14 protein-coding genes and 1 pseudogene are annotated in these 12,949 nt (G+C 57.9%); 5 read left to right on the top strand and 10 right to left on the bottom strand.

Annotated elements, in window-relative coordinates:
• Positions 1-7 precede the first annotated feature (7 nt).
• From C5F70_RS29915 to C5F70_RS29930, 4 genes are all read right to left on the bottom strand, one after another.
• Positions 8-1,009 carry a diguanylate cyclase domain-containing protein gene (locus C5F70_RS29915; RefSeq protein ID WP_104904485.1) on the bottom strand — a complete coding sequence of 334 codons (1,002 nt, stop codon included), beginning with the start codon at positions 1,007-1,009 and terminating at the stop codon, positions 8-10.
• Positions 1,010-1,143: 134 nt separating this feature from the next.
• Positions 1,144-3,039 carry an alkaline phosphatase D family protein gene (locus C5F70_RS29920; protein ID WP_104904486.1) on the bottom strand — a complete coding sequence of 632 codons (1,896 nt, stop codon included), beginning with the start codon at positions 3,037-3,039 and terminating at the stop codon, positions 1,144-1,146.
• Positions 3,040-3,162: 123 nt separating this feature from the next.
• Positions 3,163-3,357 carry a hypothetical protein gene (locus C5F70_RS29925; protein WP_104904487.1) on the bottom strand — a complete coding sequence of 65 codons (195 nt, stop codon included), beginning with the start codon at positions 3,355-3,357 and terminating at the stop codon, positions 3,163-3,165.
• A gap of 203 nt (positions 3,358-3,560) precedes the next feature.
• Positions 3,561-3,941: a response regulator gene (locus C5F70_RS29930; protein ID WP_017846735.1), complete on the bottom strand. Its 381-nt coding sequence runs from the start codon at positions 3,939-3,941 to the stop codon at positions 3,561-3,563.
• Between the two features lie 79 nt (positions 3,942-4,020).
• On the opposite strand from C5F70_RS29930, the pseudogene C5F70_RS31675 reads away from it, so the two are divergent.
• Together C5F70_RS31675 and C5F70_RS29940 are read left to right on the top strand one after the other, a co-directional pair.
• Positions 4,021-4,460, top strand: a pseudogene (locus C5F70_RS31675) (demethoxyubiquinone hydroxylase family protein).
• Positions 4,461-4,502: 42 nt separating this feature from the next.
• The gene (locus C5F70_RS29940) at positions 4,503-4,880 is read left to right on the top strand and encodes a cytochrome c family protein (protein WP_104904488.1); all 378 of its coding nucleotides are present in this window, start codon (positions 4,503-4,505) and stop codon (positions 4,878-4,880) included.
• Positions 4,881-5,291: 411 nt separating this feature from the next.
• Here the strand turns inward: C5F70_RS29940 and C5F70_RS29950 are convergent, their stop codons facing one another.
• Entirely contained in the window at positions 5,292-5,804 is a 513-nt protein-coding gene (locus C5F70_RS29950; protein ID WP_104904489.1) for a type VI secretion system amidase effector protein Tae4, read from the bottom strand.
• A gap of 200 nt (positions 5,805-6,004) precedes the next feature.
• On the bottom strand, positions 6,005-6,376 hold the full coding sequence (locus C5F70_RS29955; protein WP_017846739.1) for a PH domain-containing protein: 372 nt from the start codon (positions 6,374-6,376) through the stop codon (positions 6,005-6,007).
• 166 nt (positions 6,377-6,542) lie between these two features.
• Here C5F70_RS29955 and C5F70_RS29960 point away from each other — a divergent pair, with 166 nt between their 5' ends.
• Positions 6,543-7,178: a LysE family translocator gene (locus C5F70_RS29960; RefSeq protein WP_046382117.1), complete on the top strand. Its 636-nt coding sequence runs from the start codon at positions 6,543-6,545 to the stop codon at positions 7,176-7,178.
• A gap of 44 nt (positions 7,179-7,222) precedes the next feature.
• Here the strand turns inward: C5F70_RS29960 and C5F70_RS29965 are convergent, their stop codons facing one another.
• Together C5F70_RS29965 and C5F70_RS29970 are read right to left on the bottom strand one after the other, a co-directional pair.
• Positions 7,223-7,552: a hypothetical protein gene (locus C5F70_RS29965; RefSeq protein ID WP_017846741.1), complete on the bottom strand. Its 330-nt coding sequence runs from the start codon at positions 7,550-7,552 to the stop codon at positions 7,223-7,225.
• 368 nt (positions 7,553-7,920) lie between these two features.
• A complete protein-coding gene (locus tag C5F70_RS29970) occupies positions 7,921-8,430 on the bottom strand; it encodes a hypothetical protein (protein ID WP_026139993.1) in 510 nt (169 codons plus the stop codon).
• A 126-nt stretch (positions 8,431-8,556) separates the two neighbouring features.
• Between C5F70_RS29970 and C5F70_RS29975 the strand changes: the two genes are divergently transcribed.
• Positions 8,557-9,444 (top strand): LysR substrate-binding domain-containing protein, encoded by an 888-nt coding sequence (locus tag C5F70_RS29975; RefSeq protein WP_017846743.1) that lies wholly within the window; start codon positions 8,557-8,559, stop codon positions 9,442-9,444.
• 249 nt (positions 9,445-9,693) lie between these two features.
• On the opposite strand, the gene C5F70_RS29980 is transcribed toward C5F70_RS29975, so the two are convergent.
• Together C5F70_RS29980 and C5F70_RS29985 are read right to left on the bottom strand one after the other, a co-directional pair.
• Positions 9,694-10,899: an ISL3 family transposase gene (locus tag C5F70_RS29980; RefSeq protein ID WP_104904490.1), complete on the bottom strand. Its 1,206-nt coding sequence runs from the start codon at positions 10,897-10,899 to the stop codon at positions 9,694-9,696.
• A gap of 310 nt (positions 10,900-11,209) precedes the next feature.
• On the bottom strand, positions 11,210-11,863 hold the full coding sequence (locus C5F70_RS29985) for an NBR1-Ig-like domain-containing protein (protein ID WP_017846744.1): 654 nt from the start codon (positions 11,861-11,863) through the stop codon (positions 11,210-11,212).
• A gap of 271 nt (positions 11,864-12,134) precedes the next feature.
• Here C5F70_RS29985 and C5F70_RS29990 point away from each other — a divergent pair, with 271 nt between their 5' ends.
• Complete coding sequence (locus C5F70_RS29990) at positions 12,135-12,941, top strand: 2OG-Fe(II) oxygenase (RefSeq protein ID WP_104904491.1); 807 nt, start codon at positions 12,135-12,137, stop codon at positions 12,939-12,941.
• Positions 12,942-12,949 lie beyond the last annotated feature (8 nt).

Genomic DNA, 12,949 nt, shown 5'->3' on the forward strand with positions numbered 1-12,949 from the left:
CGCGCATTCATTCCGAGACGATGTCCTTCCCCGCCGCCTTGGAGCGATACAACGCCTGATCGGCCCGCGCCATCAGGGCGGCGGGGGCTTCACCCGCATGACGCTCCACCACCCCCAGGCTCAGGGTGATTTTGAAGTCGCCCACGGTGGGTACTTCGCTCATGCTTTGGCGAATGCGCTCGGCCAGGTTTTTTGCGCTCTCCAGGGTGCTTTTGGGCAGTACCACCACGAACTCATCGCCACCCCAGCGCGCGAGCAAGTCACCGGGGCGCACGCAGGCCTCCAGGCTCTCCACGACGCTCATCAGGGTCTGGTCGCCGACGCCGTGGCCGTGTCGATCATTGATCGGCTTGAAGTCATCGATATCCATGGCGACCAGGGCCAACGGCAGGCGAAAGCGTTGGGCGCGCTCGCATTCGTCCAGCAGCACTTTCTCCAGGCGATAACGGTTGGCCACGCGGGTCAGGGCGTCACGCTCGGCCAGGGAGCGGTTCTCGTCCAGTTGCAACTGCAGTTGCTGGTTGACCCGCGACAACTCGCGTGTGCGTTCGGCAACCAAGGCTTCAAGGGATTGGTTGCGCCGTTCGAGCTGTTCGATCGCGCACTTGCGCGTATTGATGTCGCGATGGGCGCCGACCATGCGCGCTACCGAGCCGTCGAGGTTACGCGCAACCACATAGCCGCGGTCTTCGATCCACAGGTAGCTGCCGTCTTTTTTGCGGCAACGGTATTCGGTTTGGTAATAGGGCGAGCGACGGTTGATGTAGTCATCGAACACCGTCATCACGCGGGGGTAGTCGTCGGGGTGGATGATGTTCTCCCAGGTGAACACGCTGTTCTCCAGGGAGTGGCGGGGGTAACCGAGCATTTCGTACCAGCCCGGGTTGCGATAAACGAACCCCGTATTCGCGTTCCAGTCCCAGACCCCGTCGCTGACCAGTTCAATGACGGCATGCAACATGTCCGCATTGAGGTCAGTTGACGGTTTGTTGCCGGATGTATCGTCCATGTGCGCGCTTCCTGCGTGGGCCCCAAGGCCGGTCAAATTGACGCCGATACTCCGTGGCTGGCGCTACTGTACAACGGGGCTTGCACGCTTTGAATAGAACGGCTGTGCCGCTGCCGAAGTGTGGCGATAGGCCATTATTTCGGCGCCAGCATCCTCGTCGGTGCCTTCCCATTGGCGTTGTGCTGGTAAATGGCCTCGGGCTGGCCTTGCTCGTTGAAAAATACCTGGCCGATCCCCGCCGAGTTCCACAAGCGTTCACCGGCTTCGGCGTGTTCCGGGATATGCGGCACCACCTGCATGGTGCGGCGGCGGGTGAACGAGTTGAGTGGGGAGCGCGGCGAGTAGAGCCAGCGGTTGAGGCGGTCGAACCATTCCAGCAGGCGCGGTGGGAATTCGTTCTTGATGCCGCTGCTGGTGATCTGCCAGAGCTTGGGGCCGGCGTTGCGATGGCGGATCAGCACTTCGTAGACGAACGAGTAATGCACGTCGCCCGAGAGGATGACGTAGTTACCCGGTGTGCGGGAGTGGCGGAAGATATTCAGGATCACCTGGGCGGCGCCGCGATGCGCCATCCAGTTCTCGGCGTCGACCAGCAGCGGGTAGCCGCACCAACTGAACACTTTTTGCACGGTCTCGATCAGCTTGACGCCAAAGATCGGCGCGGGGGAGACGATGATTGCCGACGGGTGGTCCAGCAGCGCTTGTTGCAGTTCGCTCAAGGCTTCCCAGTCCAGCAGGCCGGACGGTTGCTTGAGGTTGAATTCGCTGCGCCAGCGGCGGGTGCGGGTGTCGAGCACCACCAGCGCGGGGGTGGTCGGCAGCACGTAATGCCACTGTTGGAAGGCCAGCAGCGTGTCGATCAGTTGATCCTGCGCACTCGCGTTCAGGTGGTTGTGCTGTGCCTGGGCGACAAGCGCCTGGGTCTGGTTGATCAGCGGGCCAAATACCTGCGGCTGGTTGCCCCAGCCTTGGCACAGCAGGTAAGCCAGCAGCGCGTTACCGATGATGCGTTTGGAGAACGGATGGCCGTAGGCGGTTTCTTCCCACTGCGCGCTGAGGTTCCAGTCGTCGGTGATGTCGTGATCGTCGAAGATCATCAGCGTGGGCAGATGGGCAAACACCCGCGCGACGCCGGGCAGGCCGTTGCGGAAGCGATCGATCTGCACCTGTTCGCGGGCATAACGCTGTTGCGCGTCGGCGCTCAGTTGCGGCGGCTGTGGCGCGATCAGCGTCCAGGGAGTGGGGGACCAGACCAACAAATACATGGCCATCACTTCGGCAAAGGTCACCAGGTGATTGTCGGCGGTGCTGCTGGTGAAAATCGGCTTCTTCACGCCGCCGAAAAAGCGCTCGCGCAAGGTCTCGTTGCTGTCCAGCGCGGGGAGCAGTTCGGCCCGCTGGTAATAACTGGCGTGATGCCCGTAGAGGCTGGCGCTGTCGTCCACCACGGCGCCATCCAGGTATTCGTCGAACAGCCCCAGGCGCGCGATCAGCCCATGAATCGCCCGCAGCATCGGCCCGGCGACATCGTCGGCGTACACCTGGTCGCCGCTCATCATCAACAATGCCGGGCGTTGGGCCGCGGTCTGGGCGTCGGCCAGCAGGCGATCGACGCACAGCAAGCCTTCGTCCGCCGGGTGATGGGGCTTGCGGCAGGAGCCGTGGACCAGTTGATGAATACGGCTATGCAGCACGAAACTCGGCGATTGCGCGTCGCAATAGAGCAGGTGCGCTGCCCAGTGGGCGATGCCGCGCCCGTCGATCAGCAGGTCATAACCGATCAACGCGTCCTGGGGCAGGGCCTCGTCCAACGGGATGTCGATCAAGTGGATAAAGGCCTGGCGCCCCACCGGCACGATTTGGCACTGGCCTTGGTCCAGCACGATGTCGCGGCTCTGTTCGGCGACGTGCAGCCTGAGGGTCAAAGGCAGTTGCCGCGTCCCCACCAGCCACATTACCAGGCGCTGCGGTTCAAGGCGCCGCAGCAGCGGGCCGGCGAGGACGTCGGGCAAGGTGCCGGCGTGAGGCATAGGGTTGAAAGCTCTGTGCAAGGGGGTAGCGAAGGTTAACCCGGCGGATGTCAGTATTGTGTTAAGGCCGGGCGGATCGAAAGAAGGAAGAGACTGCAGGTCGGCAGCCTCTGGTTGGGCGCCTCAGATGATGTTTCCCCGACCCAGGCTGTCCAGCCCGCTCACGGGGCGGTCTTTTTTAGGCGACTGCTCGCCATTGACGTCAATGGCCGCTCCCTGAGGGGGCGTTTTTGAGGGGGAGTGGTGGTCTACCTGTGTGTTCAAGTAGGTCGGCAGAAACGAATTTTCGAAGTTCAGATGGCTGTAGAAAATATTCATCACGGTTTCCTCTGTAAGTTCGGTTTGCGGCGAACACTGTCGACGCGAACCGAACTTACAGCGGGTAAGAAGGCAGTCGCTATAAACCTATTGAGTCAAAACGAGACTACCCAGGAGTGGGAATCGTCATTCACCGTGGGCACCGTAAATCGGAGCCCACTGCCAGCCTGTCGTGACGTTGAGCAAAGTGAATCGCGACGCTATCAATGCATCGACGCGCCCTGCCGGGTCAGTGCGGTTTGTACGCATTCGAGCAGATGTTCGGTGCTCCACGGCTTGGGCAGGAAGCGTACCGATCCCCCCAGCTGCGCCGCCAGCCCGGTGTTACCTGACGTCAGCAGCACCGGCACCGACGGCCAGCGATGGGCCACCACTCGACTCAGGTCATAGCCGTTGAGTAAACCAGGCATCTGGATATCACTCACAATCAGGTCCACCGGGTCATCGGCCCGCTCCAGGTAGATCATGCCTTCATCCGCCGAAGGAAACGAGGTGACATGTGCGCCGAAGTCCTCCAGTACATCCACCATTAACGCGCGAATGATTTCGTCGTCTTCCAGCACTAAAATCGATGGCTGAGCCATGATCCTTACTCCACCATCAGGGTTCAGTAGGGTGGAGTGGGGCGGAGCGGATTAGGTTCGATCCGATATGCGCTGAGCGATGGATGGTCGTTTTGCGCGTCTAGGTTGCGCCTTTGCCGGGTGCTGCTGCACGATACCGGCGCTTTTCCACCAACCTCCGGTCCGCTTGCTTGAGGCCGAATTGCGACGACGGGGTTACCGCCGCTGCCGCAGTTACTGGCTATGCGGTCTCGGCGGCCTGGTACTGGGGCTGATCACCGGCCTATGCGGCCGCAAAGCGATTGTTGCCACCACGGTTGCGGTCGAGAGTGTGGTCCGCACCTGGCCCATCAACTCCACACATTGCGTGACATCGACCCGCTGGCCGTTGCCGCGATTGCCTCGATCGTCGAGGAGGAACAGCACCACCATGATCACTCGGCCGCGCAGATCGAGCGGGATGACCCGTGGTTCAGGACGCTGGCGCCGGTGGTGACAGCGTGGACCGAAGCGGTGATCTGGATGGGCATGCGTTCCTGACAAACCGGCATAATTACCCGTATCACCTGATGTGGAGCCCTTATGAAATACCGCGCGTTACTGACCTTCGTCCTGATCCTCAACACCGGCGCAGCCTGCGCCGCCGGCGATGCCGAAGCGGGTGGCAAGCTCTTCGCCAAAACCTGCGGCGGCTGCCATAGCATCGGCGAGGGCGCGCGCGGCGGCTTTGGCCCCGAACTCAACGGCATCATCGGCAGGCCAGCCGGCACCTCTCCCGACTATCAGTATTCAGATGCGATGAAAAACTCCGGGGTGGTCTGGACCCGGGAAAAACTCGCGGCCTATATCGAGGCGCCGAAGAAGGTGGTGAGCGGCACGCGCATGATCTTCTGGGGTATCAGCGATCAGGAAAAGATCGACAACATCCTGGCCTACCTGGCGACGTTTCAACCTGAGTGATCGCCTGACCCCATGTGGGAGTTGTCGAGCCCCGGCGAGGCTGCGATGGGATCACCGCGTGACACCTGCCAGACCGCAGCGCCTGCATCGCAGCCTCGCTGGGGCTCGACAACTCCCACATAAAACCTGCGTCGTTCTGAAGCCCTTACACCGATAAGGACATCCCCTCAAATGTGGGCGCGGTGCATCAGCCCCGCCCCAAATACCTGCAATACCAAACCACCCCACCCACAACCGCCCCCACAACAGTGACCCCGTTCCCCACCAACCAAATCCCAAAATTCCGAGTCTGCTCCGCATCCCCTTCATAAAACGGCCCAAAGTACGCCGCCACCGCCATCACCACACCGTTAAACACCCCAACAGCGACGGCAACCACCAAAAACACGAACACGACAGCCTTGCATACCTTCATATAACCCTCCAAAACCATATTTCCCTGGAGTCGTGATAATCCGAGAACGTCCCTTCGATCGAGAACCCCAACTGAATTCGCGGGTAGCTCAGCCAATCCGTTAATCGCCGTCCATTCCATAAATCAATGTGGTCACCACTGCGATTGCCAAACGTCTCATTCCTCCTGCGCCAAAAATCTTTGAAGAAGATGATGCCTTGCTGCCCGACCAACATATCCTCAAAGTCTTCAGGCTTTACCTTCTTTACGGGCTGTATACCAGGGATATTGGCGCTGCTTAATGCCTTGGCCATTTCCTCTGCGGCCAGTACGTGACCTTCACTTTTGGGGTGCTGCCAACAATAGCGCGCCCCCCTTAATCTGCTTAGGTCGGCACCAGATCTGCGCAATGCCACGCCTAGATTGATCGCGCATTGATCGCTGAAATTTTTCGCGCCGTTGGTTCGGCACGGGGCGGCGTCTCCGAAGATTTCCGGATGGTTTTTCCATAGCGTATAGAACGTCAGCATTCAGCATTTCCGTTGCGTTTTTTCGCGACCATAGCAAACGCTCTGCTGCTTAAGAGGGGGATCAGATAAAATCAGAACGGTCCTACTTGCCTGTCAGTTTTGATTGCAGGGTATAACTCACATGGCCCGTATCCATTGAATCAGCCGCGCATGCAGTAATAAGAGACCTTGGAACGCCAAGGTCTTTTTCTGCCCGCTGATCACGCCAGCAGGTGCTTGGAAATGATCCGCGAGATTTCAACAATCGAAGTCTTCCCCGTGAACTCGAATTTCACTTTCCCCAGTGACGAAAAGTAAATCTCCAACTCTGAATCCAGATCGAACGTCCCGGAGGTTTCCACCGAATACGCCACGATGTTTTTGTACGGCAGCGAGGTGAAGTCCTTCTTGCTGCCGGTAATCCCCTGCACGTTCACCGCGATGATGCGCTTGGTGGTGAAGACCACGCCGTCGCGCATGGCTTTGTAGGCATCGATCACTTCTTCGCCGTCCAGCAGCAGGGCGGCGACGCGTTCGGCGTATTCGTTGTTTTGTTTGAGTTTGAAGAAGCCTTTGTTGTTGAAGTCGATCATGTGCCTGTCCTGGGTGAGTGAGTCGGTAATCGTCAGCCGGTGTATGACGTTTTGCTCGTGGATCTGTATCTAACGCCCTGCTTTTCAACGCCCTACCATGGCGCCTGACACTGCAACGTCGGCGAAGGATTTCACGCCGGCAGAATAAAAATCCAGGAGCTAAACAATGCCCGATATGTCCAGCTTGCTTGCCTACGCGCTGATCTCACTCGGCATGGTGCTGACGCCCGGGCCGAACATGATTTACCTCATTTCCCGCTCGATTTGCCAGGGACGCATGGCCGGGATGATCTCCCTGGGCGGGGTGGCGTTGGGGTTTATCGTTTACATGCTGTGCGCAGCATTGGGTATCACCGCATTGGTGATGGCGGTTCCCTTGGCGTATGACGCGCTGCGGCTCGGCGGTGCGTTGTACCTGGTCTACCTGGCCTGGCAGGCGGTCAAGCCGGGTGGTCGTTCGCCTTTTCAGGTGCGGGACCTGCCCCTGGATAGCCCGCGCAAGCTGTTCATGATGGGCTTTGTGACCAACCTGCTGAATCCTAAAGTCGCGGTGATGTACCTGTCGTTGCTGCCTCAGTTCATCGACCCGAACGGCCACGGCAGTGTGCTGACGCAATCCCTGGTGCTGGGCTTCACGCAGATTTTCATCAGCGTGAGCGTCAACGCAATGATTGCCATGATGGCGGGCTCCATCGCGGTGTTTTTCGTCACCCGGCCCGGTTGGCAGGTGGTGCAGCGCTGGCTGATGGGCTCGGTGCTGATGGGCTTGGCCGTGCGGATGGCGGTTGAAGGGCGGCGCTAACCGGGCATGCGCTTTTGGCCGCGGCGGGCACGCTGATCAGCGATTCACAGGATGTCTTTCAAATAGTCCTTGAGGGTGGTTAGCGGCGTGGGCAGTGCGTCGAGTTGATGGACGTTTTGCACGTCAGTCGCCAACCGCCGCAACTCCCGCCCCAGCACCGTGTGGGCGCCGCCCAATGCCTCCAGCGCCTGCACCACGCATTCCTCGATCTTGCGTTGAATCGCAGCCAAATCCCGCTGCCGTACCAGTAACCCAAACACTTCCCGCTCGTACCCGTCCATCACCAGATCGTCACGCAAGACCGGGCTGCCGCCGTCGGTCTCGTACACCAGTTTCAGTGCGAAGAGCGCAACCGCTTCCAGCGTCAATTCCATGGTCTCGCTTCCTCGGGTTTTGGTGGGGAGGGCGATGATCACTGTTCTGCGTCGGAAAAAAAAGACCCACGCGTCAGCGCTCCAGGATCAGCTCCACGCGGCGGTTGCGTGCAAAACCTAGATCAAGCGATAGGTGGGATACCGACCCGAAGTGGCCGCCCGAGAGGGGCTGCTTTCGATTGTGCAGAACGGACACATTTCTATGGTTCCCCAAACCGGGAGAAATCGGCTAAAAGCAGTCCGTCAGATTCGACCAGTAAATCAGGGGCGATTCAGACCACTGTTAGAACGATTATGCTTCGGCGCTTAAATATGGATTCCAATCCTGTGCCGGCCGGCAAGCCTCCAGTGATTTATGTCCGCGTGGCTCATGACAGTAACTGCATGGTCATTGCGCTATATACCTTCAGCCCCTGCAGATCGCTGGCCCTTGCCTGAGTGCAACCCAGTTTGGCCAGCCAACGGTGTGCAGGGTTCTTGTCCAACGCAACCGCGTGCAGCGCTACAGGTGTAAGGCCTAATCCAATCAGTACTTGAGGGCCTTGTTCACTGACCAACAGGAATTCGTCCGCGCCCACGCCAACTGCCCGGTCCAGCCCGGCATAGAGGTTGCGCTTCCAATCAGTGATGTGCGACTGCCAACGGGCAAAATTGCCTCCCCCTTTTTGGCGGTACTCGTCGCTCTGCAATACGGCAAGCGTGTCGACTGAATGCAGGGCCAGGTAGGCCGGGCAATCGCCGCTCAAGGCTTTGAAACGCTGCGAGGAGCTGAATCCGCTCACCGAGATCAGCGCTGGCAGTTTTTCCAGGCTGTAAAACGCATTCCACTCAGCTTCGCTCGCGGGGTCAGCGTAGTTGCATTCGACTGTATAAATCATCATGTCACTTCGTTGGTTGATGTTTAATCATGCTAGTGACACGGTAATGATCCATAAAACGACTTTTCGGCACTCTTCAGTGATTAAACATCAAGGTGGAGGCCTTGACTTGAACCAGGAATGCCCATGCGTCGAAAGCTCCCGAGTAACGCTGCCCTGATGGCCTTTGAAGCCGCAGCCCGGCATGGCAGTTTCGCCCGTGCCGCAGACGAGTTGGCCCTGACTGAAGGCGCCATCAGCCGGCAGATAGGCCGTCTGGAGGCGTTTCTGGGGGTCACGTTATTCGAGCGTGTTGGCAACCGTGTGCGGCTCTTGCCCAACGGTGAGCGCTACGCGGCCCAAGTGCGCGAGCTACTCGACCGGCTCGACAGGGACAGCCAGTATTTGATGGGCCAGCCCAGCGACGGCGCCAGCCTGGATATCGCCGTCAGCCCAACCTTTGCCCTGCGCTGGCTAATTCCGCGGTTGGCCGGCTTTGGCCAGCAACACCCGAATATCTGCGTACACCTCTCGGAACGTATGGAACCGTTCGTGCTCGCCGGCAGCGGTTTTGATGCCGCCATCCATTTTGAGCACCCGGCGTGGACAGGCATGCAGACGCACCGCCTGTTGAACGAAGTGTTAATTCCGGTTTGTCACCCTGGCCTGCTGAAGCCGGGCAAGCAGGCAACGGCTCTGGATTCATTGCCGCGATTACACCGACGACAGAACCCGGATGCCTGGCAGCGTTACGCCCAGCAAACCGGGATTGTCCTGAGCAACGCCGCGATGGGCGCGCGCTACGATTTGCATGCGATGCTGATCGAAGCCGCGCTGGCGGGGCTCGGCGTGGCACTCGTACCGCGCCTGTACGTGGAAGCCGAACTGGCGCAAGGCCGGCTGGTCGCGCCATGGCCACAAGAGAAGAATGTCGCCAAGGCCTTTTGCCTCGTGCTACCCGAACCGCTTGAACTGAGCCGCGCGCCCATCCAGGTATTTGCGCGTTGGCTGTTGGAGGAAGCGCAGGTTAAGTAGGGGATGCGGTGGGGCCTGTACCGGATTGGTTCAGACGCTGAGCGACTCAGAACTTCACATTGAAACCGGCATGCATCAGCGTGGTCGATGGCCACGCTGGGCATCAGGTCGAAATTCACGGTATCGCCGAACGCTTCATTGATCCGCGCGCCATTGAGATAAACCGCCAGCCCCTGTGGGGTTCCTTATTCCTGGCGGGATAAATGCGTCAACGTCTGTTTGCAAAACCACGACCTATTAATAGGTTCTTCACGGATTGCCGGGAAAGACGCTCTTGATCTTCATGAAAAAGAATTCGCTGTCCCGGTAACCGTAAGCCATTCGTTTGATGACCTTTATTCGATTGTTTATTCCTTCCAACTGACCAGTGTGCATTGGCCAGCGTACCCGGCTCACGATGCCCCGCCAGTAGCCCTTTAGTCGCTTTGCGAACTGGATCAGTGCGGGTATTTCGCTTTCTTGAGCGTGACGCAGCCACTGCTTCCAGGCTGATCTCCAGTCCCAGGCATCGCTCGGCGCCCAGAGCATTTTGAGCTCGGCCTTCATCAAGTAGACCGTCATTAACGATTGGTTAGCGGCCAGCAGATCCTGTAAATGAACCTGCTGTTCCGGCTTTTTCAGGTTCTCCGGGTTACGCAATAGCAACCATCGCGCTTGCTTTATGACCTTTCGAGCGGGCTTGTCATGGCGCAGTCGGTTCGCCTCGTCAACGCGAACACGATCAATCACTTCTCGGCCATATTTGGCGACCACATGGAAAAGGTCATAAATCACCCGTGCTTTTGGGCAGTGTTGGCGAACCTCCAGGTCATAAGCCGTGTTCATGTCCATCGCTACCGCTTCAATTCGGGCGCACCCTTCTGGCCCCAGTTCTTCGAAAAACGGTCTGACTGCCGCTCGGCTACGGCCTTCGCCGATCCAAAGCACTCGCCGAGTATCAGCGTCCAACACCACGCTGGCGTAGCGATGACCTTTGAATAACGCGAACTCGTCCATTATCAAGCGCCGTGGTTGGGCCTTGGGTAAGGCACTCAACGCCGCTTGCAGAGCGCGCCGCTCCAGCAACCGAACGGTGTCCCAGTGCAGCCCGAACATTTGCGCAACATGCAGTGTAGGAAGGCGTTCGCAGGCTTGAATAACGGCCTCTGCCAGCCGGCGCGTCATGCGGGCATAGCGATCCAGCCAACTGACGACCTCCATGCGCTTGCCACAATCACGGCAACTAACACGCCTGAGCTGCACGTTGAGGCGGACTGCACGACCGAGAATCGGCAAGTCACGCACGACTCGATCGCAGTACTCATGAGTTGTTGAACAGAGCTTTTGGCAGCCACCACAGGTGGGAAATCGCGTGGCCTGGGGGATCAGATCGATTTGAAGGGCATCGCCGTCAGGTTTGATCGCAACGACAGAAAAGCCCTCCCAAAAAGGAAGGAAAGTATTAATATTGCGCATAAGAACGCCGGTTTTTTAGATGTGTTTGCTCGCACGAACATCATCCATCAAATCGGCGTTCTTGTTTCTGTGTTTCCCGGGATTCCGTGAAGAACCTATTAATAGGGGGGTAAGACTTTTGGATGAGTTGAAGGGGCGTGCAATGTGTTTTTTTGATTTTTTGGTAATAAGGAAGAGAGGGTTAGTTGGTTTAATACAGTAGTCGAGGTTTTATTTTTATGGGGGTGTAAATGCCGTTGCGGTCTACATTGATAGACGCCCGTCATCAGGCACAGAGTTTGGGACAGATTTGTGGGGCTCCCGTCGGGCCTTAACGTGCCATGACGTTGACGATTACATGCAGGATGAAGGCGGGTCCATAACAGGGCTGGCCCTGTTCATCTTCGATACGCCAGATGGATGTGAGTGTGCAGGTCTCTCTTGGGGCGCCGAACTCCACGCTGATACGTACCGGCTGGCCGGGCAGGGTTTCGGCGATGGGGATTTCGTTGTTCAGGCTGCGCAGGTGGGTGTCCATCACCACTTCCAGGGGAACGCCGGACGCGCTGCGGCGAGCGATTACGTATTCGCCGTCGACCCGTACCAATTTCCGACCGCGCCACGGGCGGGCGCCAAGGTTCTGGATCTCCCAGGTTTTCTGAAACGTCTCACCGGGCAGCACCACGGTCTGGTCTGGGGTGGTGACATCCGCGTTGAAGACAGCTATATCGCTGGGGTCACGCAGGCCGGTGGCGCGATTAGTGGTTGCCATTGAACAGGCATCGCCCGGTGCGCCAGCCAGGTCGGCGAAGTAGCGGAATAACAGCAGCGGCGAAACCTGCAACGCCTTGGCCAGTTTGATCAGGGTGCGTACTGAGGGATCTTGTGAGGCTCCGCCGGTCAATCCGTAGAGGTAGGTTCGGGAAATGCCGGCTTCTTTGGCCAGGGCTGTCAGGGGCTTTCCCAGTTCTCGGCTGCGTCGCATAACCAAGGCTCGAAGCGTATCGCGTGTTCTGATGTTCATATTCGAGTGTTGATCTCCGGTCCTTGGTGATAGTCGTCACGTTGTTCGCCAAAAAGGACAACCTGCTCGCCGCTACGTATATCGAGCGATGCACACTTGCGACCTGCTAGCGACGTGGTGAAGGACATGGATAGGTCCCTTTTGGGTTGGCTACATCCAGTGTCGTGGTTTCTCGCATGCTTGCGAACCTTGTGTGTGTTGCATTCCTTTACAATCATCTTTGGATATAGCGATGACTCAAATAAAAACGTGCTGTGAATCCATTGTTCGATCAGGCTTCGGCATCCTGCAAATGTCTGATGCCATGCTGCAGGACTACAAAAAAATTGTTGATGGATATTCAGCAATCTCTCAGGCCACTAAAGATTCATTTTCCTTTGTTCAAGACACTGACGGGTTTTTTCCGTTTGGAGCCGAATACTCAAGTATTGAGGACCATCCCGACTTATGTGAGCGTTTCTGTTATTGGCCCGTGCATGTGTCTAAGCGAATGCCCTGCGAGTTTACCCAGAGTGATTTTTTTGCCGCGGTGGCTACTTTTGAGCGACAGGTCAACGAGTTGGCTCAGGAACTCATGGATGACGTCTGTGAAGAGTTTGGAGTCGCGCCACTAGCCCCATTTCGCTCGGCATCCTACGTGCAACTATGCGTCTATGGCGCTCAGGCTACTGGTAACCATCGTCAGTTTGCCCAAGACCCACACGAAGATGGTCATATGCTCTCATTCATCAAACCTAATCGTGACGGGCTGGTTTTGGTGAGGGGCGGTTCACTGGAACCCGTGCGTCTCCTGGAATGTGAAATTGCAGTATTGTCGGGGTCTTTGCTAACAGAACTCTCCGATCATGCAATTCCTGCTGCGTACCACGCAGTTCTTGCGCCTCTAAGGCCGGTAGCCAGAAGCTCCCTGATCTACTTTGCCAATCCGAACCCGGAGCAGGCGCTGACAAGTTTTTTCCGCCGGCAACCCATCGATTTGAATAGTGCCGTAAACACCCGCCACACCGGGTTCGGTAACCAGCCTATTCAACTTCTCTAATATTCTAG

The sequence above is a fragment of the Pseudomonas sp. LH1G9 genome, assembly GCF_002949975.1.
Lineage (GTDB): Bacteria > Pseudomonadota > Gammaproteobacteria > Pseudomonadales > Pseudomonadaceae > Aquipseudomonas > Aquipseudomonas veronii.